This window comes from Sphingomonas sp. NIBR02145 (assembly GCF_027359115.1).
Lineage (GTDB): Bacteria > Pseudomonadota > Alphaproteobacteria > Sphingomonadales > Sphingomonadaceae > Sphingomonas > Sphingomonas kyeonggiensis_A.
Genome location: NZ_CP114791.1, coordinates 2,750,389 through 2,769,945, shown reverse-complemented (window position 1 = coordinate 2,769,945; position 19,557 = coordinate 2,750,389). Strand labels below are relative to the sequence as shown.

Sequence of the window (19,557 nt, the reverse complement as noted above, 5' to 3'; positions counted from 1 at the left end):
GTGGAGGGGCTTAGGTCGTATCGACATTCGGCCACTTCCTGGTTCCCCGGCGAAGGCCGGGGCCCAGTCTCAACGCAGTTGGTTAGGCGCGTGAACCTCTCGAACGACATGGCAACTGGGCCCCGGCCTTCGCCGGGGATCAGCATAGGCTCGGGGCGCCGCTTGAATGTCGATACAGCCTGGATCCGGGACCAGGCTCAGTTTCTATCGTCCAGCCAATCGGCGATGATCTCGCCCCTATGCCCTTCCGGTGCCAGCGCGGCGCGGAGGGCTTCCAGCAGCGGCGGCAGCGCCTGGGTGAAGGCATAGGGCGGGTTGACGATGAAAAGGCCCGCGCCGTTATAGATGCCGGGCTGATCGGCGTCATAGATCCAATGCTCCACGACCAGGAATTTCGGGATGCCGAGCCTGCGCAGATCGCCCTTCCACCGCTGATGCGTCGCGCGGTCTTTCAGCGGATACCAGATCACCGTCACGCCATGTGCCCATTTGCGGTGCGCCGCGGCGAGGGTGGCGGTGATGCGGGCGCGTTCGTCCGTCTGCTCGTACGGCGGATCGACCACCACCACGCCGCGCGGCGTTCGGGTCGGCAGCATCGCCAGCCAAAGCTCATAGGCATCGCGCTCGTGCACGGCAGCGGGTGTGCCGCGCATCGCGCCGCGCAGGGCATTGGCATCCTCGGGATGCTTTTCATTGAGGATCAGCAAATCCTGCGGGCGCAGGAGCTGCGCCAGGAACTGCGGCGAGCCGGGGTAGAGCTGTGGCTCCGGCCCGACATTCACTGCCCGTACGGCGGCGCGATAGTCGTCGAGCAAGGGGTTCGCGTCGGCAAAGGCCCGCAGCACCCCTTGTGCGGCTTCGCCGGTGCGTTGGGCCTGCTCGCCGCCAAGGTCGTAGAGCCCGCAGCCGGCATGGGTGTCGATCAGGGTCAGCGCGCCCTGTTTTTGCTGCAGGGCCCGGACCAGGGCGATCAGCAGGCTATGCTTCACGACATCGGCGCTGTTGCCCGCATGGAAGGAATGGCGATAATTCATTGGAATCCAAAACCCTGCCGGTTTGCCTTTGCATGCGCCAAGTGCAGGCGTCGCCTGTACCCTGGACATGAACCCGCCCCGTGCTTCGCCACGGCTGGTATGCTAGTGCCGGCCATATGTCGAACTCCCGAGGCAATGCCGGCACCGTAAATGTCGATGGCGTATCCTATGATTGGCACCTTCAGCGCGAACCGCATCTGTCGGATGACGAAGGCTGGAAGGGAATGACGATTTCCATTCTCCAGCAGGATGCCAAGCGCGAAGCATTGGTGGAATTTCCGCCGCCCAAGCGGCTGTTGAAGGGGTTGCCACGCGGTCGTCTCCAGCTCGATGACGCCACGATCTCGCGGTGCGTGCGCGCCGCCCTGTCGGCCGGTTGGGAGCCGATGTCGCGCGGTAGGCCGATGGTGTTCATGGTCGATGCCGACGGCAACTGAGGCGTTCGCCGCGAATGCCGGGGCCCGGTTGCCATGTCGTTCGAGAGGTTCACGCGCCTGACCGGCTGCGTTGAGACTGGGCCCCGGCCTTCGCCGGGGAATTAAGGGGCTGAATTTCAGCGCGCCTCGGCCAGCCACGCCTCGGCTTCTTCCACCGTCATGAAGATCCGCATCCGGGGATGGGTCTGGGTGCGTTCGGCCTGGAGCTTGTTGAGGTGGCTGCCGACCACCGAGGCGGCGCGGCCCGAGGTTAGGGTGAGCCCGGCCTCGGCGATGCTGGGCAGCAGGTCGGCGACGTCGTTGGCCTGGACCGTGAAGTCGCGCGAGTCGATCAGCACGTCATAGTCGTTGCGGATCGCCAGCACTTCCTGGGCCTGCGCGCCCGCCGCCGCCGCGAATTCGCGGACGGTGTCGATCGTCCAGAAATCGCGGATCTCGACCAGGATGCGGTTGCGGGCGGCGTCATAATCCATGCGGAACTTCATGCCGCCGCCGATGCGTTGGTTAATTGGCGCTGTCCAGCGTTTCCACCGTGAGGCGATCGTTGGTGTAGACGCAGAGCTCGCCGGCGATCTTCATCGCCTGACGGGCGATCTTCTCGGGATCGCTCTCGTAATCGACCAGCGCGCGCGCCGCGGCGAGGGCGAAATTGCCGCCCGAGCCGATCGCGGCGACGCCGCCCTCGGGCTCAAGCACGTCGCCATTGCCGGTGACGACCAGCGTCACTTCGGCGTCGGCGACGATCAGCATCGCCTCGAGGTTGCGGAGATACTTGTCGGTCCGCCAGTCCTTGGCGAGCTCGACCGCGGCGCGGAGCAGCTGGCCGTTATGGCGCTCCAGCTTGGCCTCGAGCCGCTCGAACAGGGTGAAGGCATCGGCCGTGGCGCCGGCAAAGCCCGCGATCACCTTGCCATCGCCCAGCGGCCGCACCTTGCGGGCATTGGGCTTCATCACGGTGTTGCCGGCGGAGACCTGCCCATCGCCTGCTATCACCACTTTGCCGGATTTGCGCACGGAAAGGATCGTCGTGCCGTGCCACGCGTTTGTTTCGCTCATGGCGCAGATATGGGGAACACCCCGGCTGCGCCGCAAGAGGGACTCCCGATGACCGGTCGATCGCGCCAGCCAGGGACGAGTGTTGCACGCGGGACACATCGCACCGCAGCAAAATGCGCTCCCGACAACGCTGACGCAATCATGGGATTGACAGTTTCATGTAACCGGTTCCAGGGGGCGTTTCTGTCCGCGCACAAAAATAAGAACAATGCGGACCCGAGTTTGTAACCGATTACAGCCTTGGGCTGGGGAGGATTAGAGTGGCGATTTCCAATTCGAAGCGTCGTGTCCTGACGCGCGGCATCTCGGCGACGGCAATGGCCGCCGCGACCCTGCTTGCGGGCGGCGCAGTCATGCTGCCGACCCTGGCTTCGGCGCAGGTCAGCACCGCCAGCCTGAGCGGCCAGGTGACCGGCGCGGACGGCAATGCGGCGGCGGGCGCCCAGGTGACCGCGCGCAGCATCGCGACCAACCAGACCTTCCGCGCGGTGAGCGACGCCAATGGCGGCTATGCGCTGAACGGCCTGCGCCCCGGCGAATATGAAGTGACCGCGACCGCCGGCACCGAGACGGTGAGCCAGAACATCGTCGTCGGCGTCGGCGAGGCGGCCAGCCTCGACCTGGCGGTGGGCGGCGCCGCGGCGACCGCGCCGACCGAAGGCAGCCAGATCGTGGTGACCGGCACCCGCCTGCGCGAGACGCGCACCAGCGAAGTCGCCACCAACGTCAGCACCACCCAGATCGAGCGCCTGCCGCAGACCGATCGCAACTTCCTCGCCTTCGCCGCGCTCGCCCCGGGCGTGCGCTACAATGACAGCGAGACCGACAAGGGCATCACCTCGGGCGCGTCGACCGCCAGCCAGGTCAATGTGTTCATCGACGGCGTCAGCCTGAAGAACCAGCTGCGCGAGGGCGGCATCGCCGGCCAGCAGAACAGCCGCGGCAACCCGTTCGGCCAGCTCGCCGTGCAGGAATTCCGCGTCCTGACGCAGAACTACAAGGCCGAGTACGAGCAGGCCGGCGCCGCGATCGTCACCGCGATCACCAAGTCGGGCACCAACGAGTTCCATGGCGAGATCTTCGGCCAGTACACCGACAAGAGCCTCAGCGAGAAGTCGTACCTCGACAAGCGCAACAACCGCGCCGAGCCGGCCTTCGAGCGCAAGCAGTACGGCGCGGCGCTGGGCGGCCCGATCATCAAGGACAAGCTGTTCTTCTTCGGCGCCTATGAAGGCAATGACCAGGACCGCGCGTTCAACGTGGTCGCCGGCGGCACGCCCGCGCTGCGCGCCGCGGCCTCGGCGTCGCTCGGCCGCGACATCAGCACGCTCGAGGGCGCGTTCGTCAGCCCGTTCCGCAGCGACTTCTACTTCGGCAAGCTGACCCTGACCCCGGACGATCGCCAGACCTTCGACCTGTCGTTCAGCCGCCGCGACGAGTCCGACATCCAGGGCTTCGGCAACCAGACCTCCTATGAGGCCGCGGAGAACAAGAAGAACCGGGTCGACACCTACCAGTTCAAATGGGCGTATAACGGCAGCAACTTCGTCAACGAGTTCAACGCCAGCTACCTGAACTACACGTTCAACCCGACCTCGCTGCACCCCGAGCTGCCGCAATATGAATATGCCGGCGTGATCATCGCGGGCGGCAAGGACTCGACCCGCCGCGAAACGCAGAACAGCTACACCTTCCGCAACGACTTCACCTATTCGGGCATTGCGGGCCATGTGTTCAAGGCGGGCGTGCGCGTCCAGGTGACCGACATCACCTTCGACAACCAGGCCTATGTCCAGCCGCACTACACCTTCGTCAGCGATCCCGGGAACAATCTGAGCTTCGCCTTCCCGAGCGAGGCGCGCCTGGGCCTGGGCAATTCGCTGATCCAGGCGTCGAACACCCAGGTCGGCGTCTATGTGCAGGACGACTGGAACCTCACCCCGCGCCTGCAGCTCAACCTGGGCGTGCGCTGGGATTACGAGACCAACGGCTTCAACAACGAATATGTGACGCCGGCCAGCGCCGCCGCCGCGCTGCGCTCGCTGCCCAAGACCTATTATTTCGATCCCGAGAACTACATCACCGACGGGCATGACCGTAAGCCGTTCACCGGCGCCTTCGCGCCGCGCGTCGGCTTCTCGTACGACCTCAACGGCGATCGCTCGACGGTGATCTTCGGCGGCTGGGGCCGCTATTACGACCGCAACAACTTCAACAACACGGTCGACGAGCTGTCGCGCGTGCTCAACCCGATCGGCGTGTTCCGTTTCTCGACCGACGGCTCGCCGCGCTCGGGCCTGCCGACCGTGGCGTGGAACCCGTCCTACCTGACCCGCGAGGGCCTGATCGCGCTGCGCGCCAGCGCCGCGGGGGCGGGCCTGCCCGAGCTGTTCGCGGTGAAGAACGATGCCAAGCCGCCGGTCAACGACCAGTTCAGCCTCGGCGTGCGCCAGCGTATCGGCGTGTTCCAGGCCTCGATCACCGGCTCGTACCAGCGCGGCCGCAACGGCTACACCAACCTGTTCGCGACGCGTCAGAACAACGGCCTGGGCAATTGCTGCAACACCTCGACGGTGGTGCCGTACGGCTATGCCAACGTCCTGATCGGCTATGACGGCCTCGACACGCGCTACAAGGCGCTCTTCGTCACGCTCGACAAGAACTACACCAAGTCGTCGGGCTGGGGCCTCAACATCGCCTATACGCTGTCCAAGGCGGAGCAGAACGGCAACGACCTGTTCAGCCTCGATGGCATCACCCCGGACGCCTATGGCTGGCGTGCCCGTCCGGGCGACGAGCGTCACCGGGTGGTGATCTCGGGCATGGTCGACCTGCCGCTCGGCTTCTCGTTCTCGACGGTCACCCAGCTGGGTAGCGGCCAGGCCTATCAGGTCACCGACGCCACCCAGGGCTTCGACACCGGCAAGCTGCGCATCACCTCGGCCTATCCGGAGAAGAACTGCATCGAGGGGCTCTTCGCCTTCTGCGAAGTCAACCTGACGCTGGCGAACCGCTTCAAGATCAACGGCATCGGCCAGGTCGAGGCCGCGGTCGACATCCTGAATGCGTTCAACAACAAGAACTTCAAGGACTTCGACGGCTTCTTCAGCGCGACCGATCCGCTCGATCCGGGCCGCATCGGCAACAACACGATCACGCTGCCGCGGCGCATCCAGTTCCGCCTGGGCTACAAGTTCTAAGCCCGGCTTCGCGCTGACAATTTCGGGGGGAGGCGAGCCACGGGCTTTCCTCCCCCTTTTCTTTTCGGGGAAGTGACATGCGTATCCTGTTTCCGCTCGGGCTGGTCGTGGCCACCGCCGCGCACGCGCAGGAAGTGCGCCAGACCTACACCAATCCGATCGACATCGATTACCGCTACAATTTCGAGCAGGTGAACCAGGGCGTCTCGTACCGCACCGGCGCCGACCCGGCGATCGTCACCCACAAGGGCAAATACTATCTCTTCCAGACGCTGGCGGACGGCTACTGGTCGTCGAGCGACCTGGTCCACTGGACCTTCATCAAGCCGAGCCGCTGGCCCTTCAACTCGATCGTCGCGCCGGCGGTGTGGAGCGACGGCGAGCGCATCCTGATCCAGCCGTCGATGACGCGGGCGGAATCGATCCTATCGACCACCGACCCCGACAGCGGCACGCTCGACTTCTTCGTGCGCCGGATGCCCGAGCTGGTCGGGTCGGTGGGCGAGGGGCACGTCCCCGCGCCGGGCGAGGACAAGGTGCCGCCCGGCCCCTGGGACCCGGCGCTGTTCAAGGACGAGGACGGCAAATGGTACCTGTACTGGGGCTCGTCCAACGTCTTCCCGCTCTACGGGATCGAGATCGCGTTCGAGGACGGCAAGCTGATCTACAAGGGCAAGCCGAAGCCGATGCTGTCGCTGCATCCGGACCAGCATGGCTGGGAGCGGTTCGGCCAGGATCATTCGGGCACCCTGCCCAACGGGACGCCGATCCAGCCCTTCATGGAAGGCGCCTGGATGACCAAGGTGAACGGTCGCTACTTCCTCCAGTACGGCGCGCCGGGCACCGAATATAACGCCTATTCCAACGGCACCTATGTCTCCGACAAGCCGCTCGGGCCGTTCGAATATGCGCCGTGGAACCCGGTAGCCTACAAGCCCGGCGGCTTCGTGCAGGGCGCGGGGCACGGCTCGACCTTCGAGGACGTCAACGGCAACTGGTGGAACACCGGCACGCCGTGGATCGGATACAACTGGACCTTCGAGCGCCGCATCGGGATGTGGCCGGCCAGGTTCTGGGCGGACGGGCAGATGGCGGTCTCGACCCGCTTCGGCGACTTCCCGCACTATGCCCCGACCGGCAAGGTCGAAGACCCCGAGAGCCTGTTCACCGGCTGGATGCTGCTTTCGTACAAGAAGCCGGCAATGGCTTCGTCGACCATGGGCGAGTTCGCGGCGGGCCGTGCGACCGACGAGGACCCGCGCAGCTTCTGGGTGGCGGGCGCGAACAAGCCCGGCGAGACGCTGACGGTGGACCTGGGCGCGGCGAAGACGCTGCGCGCGGTGCAGGTCAACTTCGCTGACTACAAGGCCGGGCGGTTCGGCGATGCGCCGGACATCTATACCGAGTTCGAGCTGCAATCCTCGCTCGACGGCAAGAACTGGTCGCCGCTGGCGAAGACCGAGGCGCCGCGGCGCGACCGGCCCAACGCCTATTTCCAGCTGCCGGCACCGGTACGGGCGCGGTATGTGCGCTATGTGCACGGCCATGTCGGCGGCAGGAACCTGGCGATCGCCGACCTGCGCGTGTTCGGTTCGGCCGGCGGCAAGGCGCCCGCGGCGCCGGGCGGCGTGACGGCGAGGCGCGACAGCGATGCCCGCAATGCGCATGTGATGTGGAAGCCGGTGTCCGGCGCGGTCGGCTACAACGTGCTGTGGGGCGTGCGGCCGGACCGGCTGACGCTGACCTATCAGCGCTGGGCCGACCAGGGCGCGGCACTGGACATCCGCGCGCTCAATGTCGGCGTGGATTATTGGGTCGCGGTCGAGGCGTTCGACGAGAATGGGGTTTCGCGGCGGACCAAGGCGGTGCGGATCAAATAGCCGTCATCCCGGCGAAAGCCGGGATCTCGTGCGGCTCCTTTCCCGCGCCTTCGCCTGAGATCCCGGCTTTCGCCGGGATGACGGTATTGGGCGAGAGAGGGCTATTATGCGCCCAGCCAGCCCCCGGTGAATCCCGCCGCCTTCAGGCCCTTCCGGATCGGCGCGCATCCTTGCATGCGCTTCCAGACGAAGTCGTTCCGGTAATTCGCCGCCTGGAGCAGGATCGGGCCCTGGTCGATGCCGATATAGTCGGTGTCGTACCAGCCCTTCACCGGATCGACGCGGCCGTTCGACAGCTTCTTGTCGGTCCAGCGGAAGCTCGGGTTGAACGAATCGAAGAAGCCGTACTTGCCGTAGAGCAGGTCGCCATGTTCGCGGCGCATCGCCTCTGCGGCCGGGATCACGATCTCGGGCGCGAAGGGCAGCGAGCCGAGCGCCGCGGTGGGTGCCAGGGTGCCATCGTCGCGGCCGTCGGGCTGGCCGAGCGGGCCGCGTGCCGAATAGCCGAAGAAGTCGGTGGGCTTGCCCTTGAAGTCGAGCTTGAAGCCGCCGGGGCCGTCACAGGCGGTGAGGCCCCAGATATCCTTCGACCAGCCGTCCCAGCCTTGCGGATTGGCGATGCAATAGGCGCGGCTGGCATAGGTGGCTCGGCGGCTGTTCTCGAAATAGTCGAACCCGGCCTCGCGCATCACCTTGTCGCGGATGCCGCGGAAATCGATCCAGCACTCGCTATACTGGTGGCCGAACAGCGGCGCGAAGGCGATGTGGCGGGTCGGCCCTTCGCCGCGCCAGCTGCGCGGATAGGTTGCGGTCCACACGTCCCAGCTGTCGGCCGGGAGCGGATGCTCCGGCGCGCCCAGGCCGAGGATGTAGACGAACATGCCCTCGTTATAGCCGGTCCAGCTGCTCGGGATCAGGCCGCGCTCCGGATGCCAGCCCATCGACACGGGCTTGCGGCCGTCCGAGCGGAAGAAGTTCCAGTCGGCCCGGGCATAGAGCTTGTGGGCGAGATCGCGGATCTCGCGCTCCTTCGCATCGGCGCGGTCATAATATTGGCCGGCGAACAACACGCCCATCAGCAGCAGCGTGGTATCGACGCTGGACAGTTCGGTGCGGCCGAAGCGCGCGCCGCTGATCATGTCGATGAAGTGATAATAGAAGCCCTTGTAGCCGATATTGCCGCTCGGCTCCGGGCCCTGCGGCGCTTCCCAGAAGAAGCGCAGCGTGGTGAGGGTGAGGTCGCGTGCCTCGGCGCGGGTGATCCAGCCGCGCTCGACGCCGACCGGGTAGGCGGTGAGCGCGAAGCCGACCGAAGCGATCGAGCAGAAGCTGGGCGAGGGGTAGCGATCGGGCACCAGGCCGTTGTCGCGCCGCGCGGTTTCCCAGAACCAGCGGAAGGTGCGGTACTCGATGTCCTCGTAGAAGGCGGGCAGCGTGCGGACGCCCGCGCCCTTGCGCGACTGGGCCGCGGCGGCGCCGGGCACTGCCGTGGCGGCGAGCAGCGCCGAAGACTGCGAGAGGAGCGCGCGCCGGTCGATCATGTCCAAAGCCTCATACACGATAAGAGAGAGTAACGGTTCCACCCCGGGCCGGAGTTCCGGCCGGAAAAATTGGGGGCAGCGCATGAGGCGCCGCCCCCGAGGGGGGTGTATCCCGGAAATTGGCGCTGGAACCGGTTACATCCCAGGCCGAAAAAGGAACGGAGCCGCGGTCACGCATGCGCGGCTCCGTTGGGGTGAGCGGTGCGCGGCGCCGTGGTGGCGCGCGTAACCAGCTCGGGGGGGAGGGTCTCGCTGGCACGGGTCAGGTCCTTGCCTTCGAGCAGGTCGATCAGCCGGGCGACGGCGCGGGCGCCCATCTCGGCGATGTTCACCCGGATCGTGCTGAGCGAGAGATACCGGGCGAGCGGCACGTCGTCGAAGCCGGCGACGGCGATCTGCTCGGGCACCTGGGTGCCGGCGGAACGCAGGGCGTGGAGGCAGCCGATCGCCATCATGTCGTTGGCGGCGAACACCGCGTCGGTGGGCGTGCTGCTCGCCAGGATCGCGCGCGCGGCGGCTTCGCCGGCTTCCTCGTTGAAGTCGCCGGGCAGGATGCGCGCGGGCAGGGCGTGGCGCGCGCAGGCGGCGAGATAGCCCTCGGCGCGCTGGGCGGCGTCGAGATTGCCCTCGGGCCCGGCGATATGGACGATGTGGCGATAGCCATTGGCGACGAGATGATCGACCATCGCCTCGGCGCCGGCGCGGTTGTCGAAGCGCAGCGCCGGGCGGCCGGGCAGGTCGGCATGGCTGTTGAGCATCACCGAGGGGAGCGCGGGCGGGATCGCATGCTCGAGCGTCTCGGGCGCGATGTGCGGCGCCATGACCAGCAGCCCGTCGACCCGGCCGCGCATCGCGCGCAATGCCACCGCCGCCTGGTCGCTGTCGTCATGCATGTTGGAGAGGAGCAGCAGATAGCCGCGCCGGCTGGCTTCCTTGTCCATGCCGCGCACGCATTCGGAGAAGAACTCGCCGTGCAGGTCGGGCAGGACGACGCCGATCGCATGGGCGCGGGCCAGGCTGAGGCTGCGCGCGCCGGCATGCGGGACATAGCCGAGCTCGTTCGCGGCCTTGATGACCTTTTCGCGGGTCTCGGCACGGACATTGTCCAGGCCGTTCAGGGCGCGCGACACCGACGCGACCGATACCTCGGCGCGGCGCGCGACATCCCGGATGGTGGCCTCGGCCATTTCAGTCCCTTCCTCCCTCGGCCCCCCAAAAGCTTGGGCGCATGTTTCCTGCGTTTCAGACCGCTTCGGCGATTGCAATGCAAGCCGTGTGCGAGTTATGTAACCGGTTACGGACGGTTGCGACAAGCAAAAAAGTTTCGCGACCGGATATGGTTGAGACAATGTCCGTTGGTGGTTGGCCAGGGGCGCACAGGAGAGGAAACACGATGTTCGACACCAGGATTTCGCGGCGCGCGGCTCTGATGGGCGCAGGCGCTGTCGCGGCCTGGGCCGCGAGCCCGGCGCGCGCGATGCTGCAGGCGGCCGGCCAGATGCCGGCGCCCGCCTTCATCGATTCGCTGATCGCCAAGATGACGGTGGAGGAAAAGGCCGGGCAGCTGACGCTGCTGCCGGCCGCCTGGTCCGGTACCGTCGCGACTGCGCTCAATCCGCCGACCAATGGCCCGAGCTTCGACGGGCAGCTCGCCGAGGTCGAGAAGGGGCGCCTGACCGGCGTGTTCAACGGCAATGGCGCCGAGATGGCGCGGCGGATGCAGACGGTGGCGATGACCAAGTCGCGCCTCAAGATCCCGCTGCTCTTCGCCGCCGACGTGATCCATGGCCACCGCACGATCTTCCCGGTGCCGGTGGGCGAGGCCGCGGCCTTCGATCCCGACCTGGCCGAGCGCACCGCGCGCATGGCGTCGTACGAAGGCGCCGCGGCCGGCATCGACTGGACCTTCGCGCCGATGGTCGACATCGCGCGCGACCAGCGCTGGGGCCGCACGATGGAAGGCGCGGGCGAGGATACCTTGCTCGGCGAACTGATCGCGGCGGCGCGCGTGCGCGGCTTCCAGGGCAAGGACCTGAAGGCGATCGATTCGATGCTGGCCTGCTTCAAGCACTTCGCCGCCTATGGCGCGGCCGAGGCGGGGCTCGACTATAACAGCGTCGACATGTCCGAGCGGACGCTGCGCGAAGTCTATCTGCCGCCGTTCAAGACCGCGATCGACGCCGGCGCGCTCACCGGCATGGCCTCGTTCAACGAGATCTCGGGCATTCCCTCGACCGGCAATGAATGGCTGATGCGCACGCTGCTGCTCGACGAGTGGAAGTTCGATGGCTTCGTCGTCTCGGATTACACCGGCGACATGGAGATGATCGACCATGGCTTCGCGGCGGACGCGCGCGAGGCGGCCAAGCTCGCCTTCCTGGCCGGCGTCGATATGAGCATGACCAGCGGCTATTACCGCGATCACCTGCCCGATCTGGTCGCCAAGGGCGAAGTGCCGATCGCGCGGGTCGATGAATCGGTGCGCAAGGTGCTGGTGATGAAGGCCCGGCTCGGCCTGTTCGAGGATCCGTTCCGGCGCATCGACGCCAAGCGCGAAAAGGCGCGCTCGCGCACCAAGCAGGCGATCGCGCTTTCCCGTGAGGCCGGCCGCAAGTCGATCGTGATGCTCAAGAATGACGGCGACCTGCTGCCGCTGCCCAAGAGCGGCAAGAAGATCGCGATCATCGGCCCGTTCGCGGAAGGCCAGCACGACATCAACGGGCCCTGGGTGGTTTACGGCGACAACAAGCTGGCGATCGACCTGGCGACGGGCGTGCGCGGCGCGGTGGCCGACAGGAATGCGGTGAGCGTGACGCTCGGCTCGAAGGTCGAGGAGCCGCTGGCCGGCGGGATCGAGGCGGCGGTGGCCGCGGCGAACGCGGCGGACGTGGTGATCTTGGCGATCGGCGAGAGCGAGAACATGTCGGGCGAAGCGCAGTCGCGCGCCGAGATCGTCATTCCCGCGCCGCAGATGGAACTCGCGGAAGCAGTGGCCAAGACCGGCAAGCCGATCGTGGTGGTGCTCAAGAACGGCCGCGCGCTGGCGCTCGAGGGCGCGGTGCTGAACGCGCCGTCGATCCTGGTCACCTGGTTCCTGGGCTCGGAAGGCGGCAACGCCACCGCCGACGTGCTGTTCGGCGATTACAGCCCGGCCGGGCGCCTGCCGTGCAGCTTCCCGCGCTCGCCGGGCCAGCAACCCTTCTACTACAACCACAAGCCGACCGGCCGCCCGAACCCGGAAGGCGCGCTGCAGCCTTACAAGGCGCATTATCGCGGCATCCCGAACTCGGCTTTGTTCCCGTTCGGCCACGGCCTGACCTATGGCAAGGTCGGCTATTCGGACCTCTCGGTGCCGGCGAACCTGGCCTGGGACGGCGAGATCAGCGTCTCGGCGAAGATCACCAACTCGGGCGCGCATGCGATCGAGGAAGTGGTCCAGCTCTATATCCGCGACCGGGTGGCGAGCGTGACCCGTCCGGTGCGCGAGCTCAAGGCGTTCCGCAAGCTGGCACTGGCGCCGGGGGCGAGCGAGACGGTCACCTTCAAGCTCAAGCGCGAGCAGCTGCTGTTCATCGGCCGCGACAACAAGCCGACCGTCGAGCCGGGGCTGTTCGACCTGTGGATCGCACCCTCGGCCCAGGCCGACGGGGTGCATGCCCAGTTCACGCTGGTGGCATAACGCATCAGAAAGGCCGGGGCTGACGTTCCGGCCTTTTACTAGGAGGCGCGGTCCTCCAGGTCCCTGACGATCTTCGCATGCTCGCCGCGGCCGAGCGGGTTGAGCCACATCAGCACCACCGACAGCGCCAGGAAGGCGAGCGGCACCAGCGCGATGGTGAAGCGCATCGTCGCCAGCGTCGCCTCGCTCTGGCGGACATTGGCGACGAAACCGGCGGAGTCGAAGCCGGCGGCGAGCAGCAGCGTGGCGACGCCGATCGCGATGCGCTGGAGCAGGGCGGCCATGCCGAACACCGCGCCCTCGACGCGCAGGCCGGTGGTCTTTTCGCCATATTCCACCGTGTTGGGCAGCATCGCCCAATAGGCGAAGTGGAGCCCGACGATCACCGCCTGCATCGCGACCAGGAACAGCTGCATCGGCCCGGCCTTGTCGATGTGGATGCCGCTGAACAGCAGCAGCCCGGCCATGCAGAAGGCGGCGGCGAGGAACCAGAGGCTGCGCGTGCCGAGCAGGCGCTGGAGCAGCATCCACAAGGGTACCGCCGCGGCGCCGACCACGCCCATCCAGGCCAGCGCGCTCTGCCCGGCCACGGCATCGCCGACGAAATACTTGAAATAATAGAGCACCGACTTGTTGAGGATCGTCACCGCGACGATCATCGCCATCATCGCAAGGTTGAGCGTGACGAAGGCGCGGTTGGCGGCAAGGCTGCGGAGGCTGGCGGCGATCGAGGGCGGCTGGGTGCGGGCGGGCACCACCTGCTCGCGGTAGCTGGCGCCGACCAGCATCAGGATGCAGGTGCCGAGGACGGCGAACAGGATCGCCGCGCCGAGATAGGCCTGGGCGGGCACCGTGCTGCCGGCGATCCACGCGCCGAAGGGCAGCGTGCCGCGGGCGACCAGCACCGCCGCCATCGTGCCGAACACCATGCGCATGCCGGCGAGGAAGGCACGGTCGCGGCTGTCGCTGCTCACCCGCGCGCTCATCGCCAGATAGGGCACGTTGACCGCGGCATAGGCGGTGCGGAACAGCAAATGCCCGAGGAAGACCGTCGCTATCCCCCACCATCCCCCGGCGAGCGGGGGCAGATAGGTGAGGACGAAGGCGAGGCCGAGGGGCACGCTGCCCAGCATCAGGAACCGGCCATAGCCGCGCCCGGGCTCGCGCCGGTCCGCCACCGCGCCGGCAAGGAAATTGGCGAGGCCGTCCCAGACCGAGGCGACGGTGTAGATCGCCGCGGCGGTCGCCACCGGCAGCCCCAGCGCCTCGGTATAGTAGAAGAGCAGGAAGAGCATGATGCTCTGCCAGTAGAGATTGAAGGCGAAGTCCCCGAAGGCGAAGAACAGCAGCCGGATGCGCGCCGGCGCGGCGCCGAGACGGGCGATCATGGGGACTTTCTAGCGCGGCTCGCCCCCCTGCGTCACCGCTTTATCTCACACCGGAACGGATCGTCTCGTATCCGGCACGTACCCGCGCTGGCCGCTTGTGTTCTCTAACCTCCAAGTCATGTTGCGTCGCAACAAGCTCGCGTATTTGAGCTCAGGGAGTATCGGTGGCCCATGTCCAAGATCGACTTGGCGATCCAGGGGGTTCCAACCAGAACGCCGCTTGCGAAAGTGGCGCGGCGCAACGCCAAGATCTGGCTCAGTTTATCGCTGATCGCGTCCGACGCGCTGGCCCTGGCGCTGGGCTTCGCCGTAGCGCTGGTGATCGAGGAACCGCGCCATATCTCCGACGAATTGTGGACCGCGATGGCGGGGCTGCTGTTCGTCCATGCTGCGATTGCGTTCCAGAACCAGGCCTATAACCCGCGCTGCCTGACCAAGCCGAGCAAGAGCGTGCGCCAGGCTTTGCTCTCCTTCGCCACGACCCTGCTCGTCTTCCTGTTCGCCGCCTTTGCGCTTCGGGTGACCGGCAAGGTGCCGCGCTTCGCGCTGGGCATGGCGATGGTCACCGCACTGACGCTGCTGCTCGCCCAGCGGCTGCTGATCTGCCACATGGTTCGCAAGGCTTTCGGCCAGCTCAGCGTCGAGCTGGTGATCACCGACGGAGCGATGGCGCCGCGGCCCTATCGCAACCGGGAAGTGCTCGATGCGCGGCTCGCCGGGCTGCGCACCGATCTCGACGATCCGTACATGCTCGATCGCCTCGGCACCGTGCTGCAGGACTATGACCGGGTGGTCATCGCCTGCGCGCCCGAGCGCAAGGCTGAATGGGCGCGGGCGCTGAAGGGCGTCAACATCGTCGGCGAGATCGTGGTGCCCGAGATCGCCGAGCTGGGCCCGCTGACCACGCGGCAGCGCGACGGCGTGACGACGGTGGTGGTCTCCTGGGGCCCGCTCAACCGCGCCAACCGGGTGAAGAAGCGCGCGCTCGACCTGGCGATCACGGTGCCGGCGCTGCTGATGCTGCTGCCGGTGCTGGTGATGGTCGCGATCGCGATCAAGCTCGATTCGCCGGGGCCGGTGTTCTTCCGCCAGGAGCGGATGGGGCGCGGCAACCGCATCTTCCAGATCCTCAAGTTCCGCAGCATGCGCGTGGAGACCAGCGACGCGACCGGCGCGCGCTCGGCAAGCCGCGACGACGACCGGATCACCAAGGTCGGCCGGCTGATCCGGATGACCAGCATCGACGAGCTGCCCCAGCTGATCAACGTGCTGTTCGGCGAGATGAGCCTGGTCGGCCCGCGCCCGCATGCGCTGGGATCGACCGCCGGGGATGAGCTGTTCTGGCGCGTCGACCGGCAATATTGGCACCGCCATGCGCTCAAGCCGGGCATCACCGGGTTGGCGCAGATCCGCGGCTTCCGCGGCGCGACCAATACCAGGCGCGACATCATCGACCGGCTCGAGGCGGACCTGGAATATCAGCATGGCTGGTCGCTGCTGCGCGACATCTCGATCCTGGTGCGGACCGCGCAGGTGCTGATGCATCACAACGCGTATTGAGGCGGCCTGCGGCGAGGGGTGGTGCGACTCGCCAACATTCTCAAACTTCGCGGCATCTAGCCGTCATCCCGGCGAAAGCCGGGATCTCGTGCGGCTCTTTCCCCGCGCCTTCGCCTGAGATCCCGGCTTTCGCCGGGATGACGATTGGGGGGAAGAGCCTTGTTCTAACCCTTCGTCATCCCCGCGAAGGCGGGGATCCAGGGTGGCAGAGCGGCGTCCCTTGTGACTCTGGATCCCCGCCTTCGCGGGGATGACGAGTGAAGGTTGGGAACTAGGGTAAGCCCTACCGCTCCCGCCCTGCCGTGGTGCGGATCTCGTCGATCGGGCTCAGCAGATAGGACGCCAGCGAGCGGCGGCCGGTGCGGATGTCGGCGGTTACCGCCATGCCGGGGGTGAGCTTCACGCTGGCGCCGTCGCGCTGGATCGTCGCGCGGTCGAGCGCGATGCGGGCGGTGTAGATCAGGCCCTGTTTCTCGTCCTGCACCGCGTCCGAGCTGATCTGCTCGAGCCTGGCGGGTACCGCGCCATAGCGGGTGAAGGGGAAGGCCTCGACCTTGAGCGCGACCGGCTGGCCGGCGGTGACGAAGCCGACATCCTTGTTGGCGATCGCCACTTCGGCGACCAGCTTCCCGCGGGCCGGCACGATCACCATGATCGGCTTGGCCGCCTCGACCACGCCGCCGACCGTGTGGACGGCAAGCTGGGTGACGGTGCCATCGACCGGGCTGACCAGGCGCTGGAGGCTGGAGCGTTTCGTGGCCTTGGTCAGCTCCTCCTTGCGCAGCCGGGCGTCGCTCTCCGCCTTGGCGAGATCGGCGAGGATCCGGGCGCGCGCCTCGGCGGCGGACTGGCTGGAATTGCCGCCGGCCACTGCGATCTGCGCCTGTGCCTTGCGCGCGGTGGCTAGCGCGGCGTCGCGGTCGCGCGCGGCGGCGAGGCGCTGGCGGCGCATCTCGATGACCTTGAGCTTCGAGACATAGCCCTTCTCGAGCAGCTTCTCGTTCGCTTCGATCTGCTCGTCGAGCAGGGGCAGGGTCTCGCCGAGCTTGGCGGCCTGGATCTGCGCCTCGGCCCGGGCGGCGCGGGCGGCTTCGGTATCGGCGGCGCGGGTCTGGGTGCCGGCCTGGATCTCGGCGAGCTGGGCGCGGGCGAGCGCGACCTGGGTGGCGGCGACTTCGGCGGTGGTGCCGGCGGGCGGGGTGAAGCGCAGGCCTTGTCCGTCGAGCCCGGAGAGGATCGCGCGCAGCCGGGCGGCGTCGAGCTCGGCGGCTTCCAGCGCCTTGCCGGCCTGGGCGGCATCGGCATCGGAGACAGTGGGATCGAGCTCGACCAAGGGCTGGCCGGCACGGACCTGCTGGCCGTCGCGGACCAGAATGGCGCGGACCACGCCACCGGCTCCGGGCTGGATCAGCTTGACGTCGTCGGCGGGGACGAGGCGGCCGGGGGCGGAAGCGACGACATCGACGCGACCGAGGAACAGCCACAGCAGCGCGACCACGAGCAGGCCGAGCAGCACCCAGGCGGTGATCCGCGCGGTAGGCGAGACCGGGCGCTCGACCACTTCGAGCGCGGCGGGGAGGAAATCGGTCTCCTCGGTGCGCATCGCGGTGCGGGCGCGGGCACGCTCATTGTCGAGTGCGTCGCGGATCGCGGTCCAGTGATGGGTGATCGCGTTCATGCGGCGGCTCCCGCCTGCACGCCGATCTGACGGTGGTGGAGCGCGGCGTAGCGGCCGTCGAGGCGGAGCAGTTCGTCATGCGTGCCGCTCTCGACGATGCGGCCCTTGTCGAGCGTCAGGATGCGATCGCACTGGCGGATCGCGGAGAGGCGGTGGGCGATGATGAGGACGGTACGGCCGGCGGCGATCGCCTTGAGGTTGCGCTGGACGATCTCCTCGCTCTCGGCATCGAGCGCAGAAGTGGCTTCGTCGAGGATCAGGATGCGCGGGTTGGCGATCAGCGCGCGAGCGATGGCGAGGCGCTGGCGCTGGCCGCCAGAGAAGTTGACGCCGCGCTCCTCTACGATCGTGTCGTATCCCTGCGGGAGGGAGAGGATGAAGTCGTGCGCGCCGGCCAGCCGCGCGGCGGTCATCACCCGCTCGATCGGCAGGGCGGGGTCGACGAGCGCGATATTGTCGCGGATCGACCGGTTGAACAGGACATTCTCCTGCAGCACCACGCCGATCTGGCGGCGGAGCCAGGCGGGATCGATCTGGGCTAGGTCGACACCGTCGATCAGCACGCGGCCGCTTGCGGGGAGATAGAGGCGCTGGAGCAATTTGGTCAGCGTCGACTTGCCCGAGCCCGAGGCGCCGGCGATGCCGAGCGTGGCGCCGGCGGGCAGGTCGAGATTGATGTCGTCGAGCGTCCAGGGGCCGTCGGCGGCATAGCGGAAGCGGACATTCTCGAAATGGATGTGGCCGTGGAGCGCCGGGAGCGCGGTGCGCGAGCCGGCGCCGGGCTCCGGGCCGGCGTTGAGGATGTCGCCCATCCGCTGGACCGAGAGGCGGACCTGCTGGAAGTCCTGCCAGAGCTGCGCCATGCGGATGACCGGGCCGGAGACGCGCTGGGCGAACATGTTGAACGCGACCAGCCCGCCGACGGTGAGCGCACCGGCGATCACCTGCTGCGCACCGAAGAACAGGATCGCGGCGAGGCTGAGCTTCGAGATCAGCTGGACCGCCTGGCTGCCCGAATTGCCGAGGTTGATGACGCGCTGGTTGGCGGCGCTGTAGGCGGCGAGCTGGCGCTCCCAGCGATCCTGCCAGAGCGGCTCGACCGCGGCGGACTTGAGCGTCTGCATGCCCGAGACGCTCTCGACGAGCAGCGCGTTGTTGGCGGCGCCGCGGGCGAACTTCTCGTCGAGGCGGCGGCGCAGCGGGCCCGTGACGACCAGCGAGACGATCACATAGGCGGGCAGCGTCAGTGCGACGATGACGAACAGGATCGGCGAGTAGAGCCACATCGCGATCAGGAAGACGATCGTGAACAGCGGATCGACCAGCACGGTGAGCGAGGCGCTGGTCATGAACTCGCGCACCGTCTCGAGCTCGCGGACGCGCGTGACGGTGTCGCCGACGCGGCGGTTCTCGAACCAGGCGAGGGGGAGGCGGAGCAGGTGGCGGAACAACCGGCTGCCCAGCTCGACATCCAGTTTTTGGCTGGTCTCCGAATAGAGGCGGGTGCGCAGCCAGCCGAACGCGACTTCCCAGAGCGAGACCAGCACCAGCCCGATCGCCAGCACCTGGAGGGTGGCGAGGCTGTTGTGGGCGAGGACCTTGTCGACGACGTTCTGGAAGAAGAGCGGGGCGGCGAGGCCGAGCAGGTTGAGCGCGAGGGTGATCAGCAGCACTTCGCCGATCAGCCGCCGGTATCTGACGATCTGGGGGATGAACCAGGTCATGTCGAAGGCGGGCGCGGCGACCTGAGCGGACTCGCGGGTGGTGACAAGGAGCAGCTCGCCCGACCAGTTGGCGTCGAGCGCGGCGCGGTCCCAGCGGGCGATCGGCTCGCCGGGGCGCTGGACGGCGGCGGCATCCTCGCCGACCCGGCCGATCACGAACCAGCCCTGCGGACCGCTGGCCAGCACCGGCATCGGCAGGCGGCGGAGGCGCTCGAAATCGGCTCTGGTCGCGCGGGCGCGGACGCCGTCGATCCGCTTGGCCAGGCGGAGCAGGTCGGGCGTGGTGACGGGGTCACCGTGGCCGAGATCGTGGCGCAGCTCGGCCGGGTCCACGGCGACGCGGTGCATGGTGAGGATCAGGGCGAAGGCGGCCAGCGCGT

General features: G+C 67.5%; 13 protein-coding genes. 5 read left to right on the top strand and 8 right to left on the bottom strand.

Features of this window, described 5'->3' with window-relative positions; translation table 11 throughout:
* Positions 1-197: 197 nt before the first annotated feature.
* Positions 198-1,034, bottom strand: coding sequence for a 23S rRNA (adenine(2030)-N(6))-methyltransferase RlmJ (locus O3305_RS12200; protein WP_269576506.1), 837 nt, complete (start codon positions 1,032-1,034; stop codon positions 198-200).
* A 116-nt stretch (positions 1,035-1,150) separates the two neighbouring features.
* Here O3305_RS12200 and O3305_RS12195 point away from each other — a divergent pair, with 116 nt between their 5' ends.
* Positions 1,151-1,471: a hypothetical protein gene (locus O3305_RS12195; protein ID WP_269572813.1), complete on the top strand. Its 321-nt coding sequence runs from the start codon at positions 1,151-1,153 to the stop codon at positions 1,469-1,471.
* A gap of 116 nt (positions 1,472-1,587) precedes the next feature.
* On the opposite strand, the gene O3305_RS12190 is transcribed toward O3305_RS12195, so the two are convergent.
* Positions 1,588-1,956, bottom strand: coding sequence for a hypothetical protein (locus O3305_RS12190; RefSeq protein ID WP_269572812.1), 369 nt, complete (start codon positions 1,954-1,956; stop codon positions 1,588-1,590).
* A 19-nt stretch (positions 1,957-1,975) separates the two neighbouring features.
* Positions 1,976-2,527, bottom strand: a complete 552-nt coding sequence (gene hslV / locus O3305_RS12185; RefSeq protein WP_269572811.1) for an ATP-dependent protease subunit HslV — start codon at positions 2,525-2,527, stop codon at positions 1,976-1,978.
* 317 nt (positions 2,528-2,844) lie between these two features.
* On the opposite strand from hslV, the gene O3305_RS12180 reads away from it, so the two are divergent.
* Both O3305_RS12180 and O3305_RS12175 read left to right on the top strand, forming a co-directional pair.
* On the top strand, positions 2,845-5,727 hold the full coding sequence (locus O3305_RS12180) for a TonB-dependent receptor (RefSeq protein ID WP_502958201.1): 2,883 nt from the start codon (positions 2,845-2,847) through the stop codon (positions 5,725-5,727).
* A gap of 77 nt (positions 5,728-5,804) precedes the next feature.
* Positions 5,805-7,607 carry a family 43 glycosylhydrolase gene (locus tag O3305_RS12175; protein WP_269572809.1) on the top strand — a complete coding sequence of 601 codons (1,803 nt, stop codon included), beginning with the start codon at positions 5,805-5,807 and terminating at the stop codon, positions 7,605-7,607.
* A gap of 104 nt (positions 7,608-7,711) precedes the next feature.
* Here the strand turns inward: O3305_RS12175 and O3305_RS12170 are convergent, their stop codons facing one another.
* Both O3305_RS12170 and O3305_RS12165 read right to left on the bottom strand, forming a co-directional pair.
* Positions 7,712-9,148, bottom strand: coding sequence for a glucoamylase family protein (locus O3305_RS12170; RefSeq protein ID WP_269572808.1), 1,437 nt, complete (start codon positions 9,146-9,148; stop codon positions 7,712-7,714).
* A gap of 170 nt (positions 9,149-9,318) precedes the next feature.
* Complete coding sequence (locus O3305_RS12165) at positions 9,319-10,335, bottom strand: LacI family DNA-binding transcriptional regulator (protein ID WP_269572807.1); 1,017 nt, start codon at positions 10,333-10,335, stop codon at positions 9,319-9,321.
* 206 nt (positions 10,336-10,541) lie between these two features.
* Here O3305_RS12165 and O3305_RS12160 point away from each other — a divergent pair, with 206 nt between their 5' ends.
* Entirely contained in the window at positions 10,542-12,827 is a 2,286-nt protein-coding gene (locus tag O3305_RS12160) for a glycoside hydrolase family 3 N-terminal domain-containing protein (RefSeq protein ID WP_269572806.1), read from the top strand.
* A gap of 38 nt (positions 12,828-12,865) precedes the next feature.
* Here the strand turns inward: O3305_RS12160 and O3305_RS12155 are convergent, their stop codons facing one another.
* A complete protein-coding gene (locus tag O3305_RS12155; protein ID WP_269572805.1) occupies positions 12,866-14,215 on the bottom strand; it encodes an MFS transporter in 1,350 nt (449 codons plus the stop codon).
* Between the two features lie 171 nt (positions 14,216-14,386).
* Here O3305_RS12155 and O3305_RS12150 point away from each other — a divergent pair, with 171 nt between their 5' ends.
* A complete protein-coding gene (locus tag O3305_RS12150) occupies positions 14,387-15,775 on the top strand; it encodes an exopolysaccharide biosynthesis polyprenyl glycosylphosphotransferase (RefSeq protein WP_269572804.1) in 1,389 nt (462 codons plus the stop codon).
* 283 nt (positions 15,776-16,058) lie between these two features.
* Here O3305_RS12150 and O3305_RS12145 read toward each other — a convergent pair whose 3' ends face one another.
* On the bottom strand, positions 16,059-17,453 hold the full coding sequence (locus tag O3305_RS12145) for an HlyD family type I secretion periplasmic adaptor subunit (protein ID WP_269572803.1): 1,395 nt from the start codon (positions 17,451-17,453) through the stop codon (positions 16,059-16,061).
* Positions 17,450-19,525 carry a type I secretion system permease/ATPase gene (locus O3305_RS12140; RefSeq protein WP_269576505.1) on the bottom strand — a complete coding sequence of 692 codons (2,076 nt, stop codon included), beginning with the start codon at positions 19,523-19,525 and terminating at the stop codon, positions 17,450-17,452. Before O3305_RS12140 ends, O3305_RS12145 begins: the two co-directional genes overlap by 4 nt.
* Positions 19,526-19,557: the final 32 nt, after the last annotated feature.

Excerpts from the sequence above, each read along its gene's own strand:
- hslV (WP_269572811.1), bottom strand. The coding sequence starts at position 2,527 with ATGAGCGAAACAAACGCGTGGCACGGCACGACGATCCTTTCCGTGCGC.
- O3305_RS12175 (WP_269572809.1), top strand. The coding sequence starts at position 5,805 with ATGCGTATCCTGTTTCCGCTCGGGCTGGTCGTGGCCACCGCCGCGCAC.
- O3305_RS12190 (WP_269572812.1), bottom strand. The coding sequence starts at position 1,956 with ATGAAGTTCCGCATGGATTATGACGCCGCCCGCAACCGCATCCTGGTC.
- O3305_RS12140 (WP_269576505.1), bottom strand. The coding sequence starts at position 19,525 with ATGCACCGCGTCGCCGTGGACCCGGCCGAGCTGCGCCACGATCTCGGC.
- O3305_RS12200 (WP_269576506.1), bottom strand. The coding sequence starts at position 1,034 with ATGAATTATCGCCATTCCTTCCATGCGGGCAACAGCGCCGATGTCGTG.
- O3305_RS12155 (WP_269572805.1), bottom strand. The coding sequence starts at position 14,215 with ATGATCGCCCGTCTCGGCGCCGCGCCGGCGCGCATCCGGCTGCTGTTC.
- O3305_RS12165 (WP_269572807.1), bottom strand. The coding sequence starts at position 10,335 with ATGGCCGAGGCCACCATCCGGGATGTCGCGCGCCGCGCCGAGGTATCG.
- O3305_RS12145 (WP_269572803.1), bottom strand. The coding sequence starts at position 17,453 with ATGAACGCGATCACCCATCACTGGACCGCGATCCGCGACGCACTCGAC.
- O3305_RS12150 (WP_269572804.1), top strand. The coding sequence starts at position 14,387 with ATGTCCAAGATCGACTTGGCGATCCAGGGGGTTCCAACCAGAACGCCG.
- O3305_RS12195 (WP_269572813.1), top strand. The coding sequence starts at position 1,151 with ATGTCGAACTCCCGAGGCAATGCCGGCACCGTAAATGTCGATGGCGTA.
- O3305_RS12160 (WP_269572806.1), top strand. The coding sequence starts at position 10,542 with ATGTTCGACACCAGGATTTCGCGGCGCGCGGCTCTGATGGGCGCAGGC.
- O3305_RS12170 (WP_269572808.1), bottom strand. The coding sequence starts at position 9,148 with ATGATCGACCGGCGCGCGCTCCTCTCGCAGTCTTCGGCGCTGCTCGCC.
- O3305_RS12180 (WP_502958201.1), top strand. The coding sequence starts at position 2,845 with ATGGCCGCCGCGACCCTGCTTGCGGGCGGCGCAGTCATGCTGCCGACC.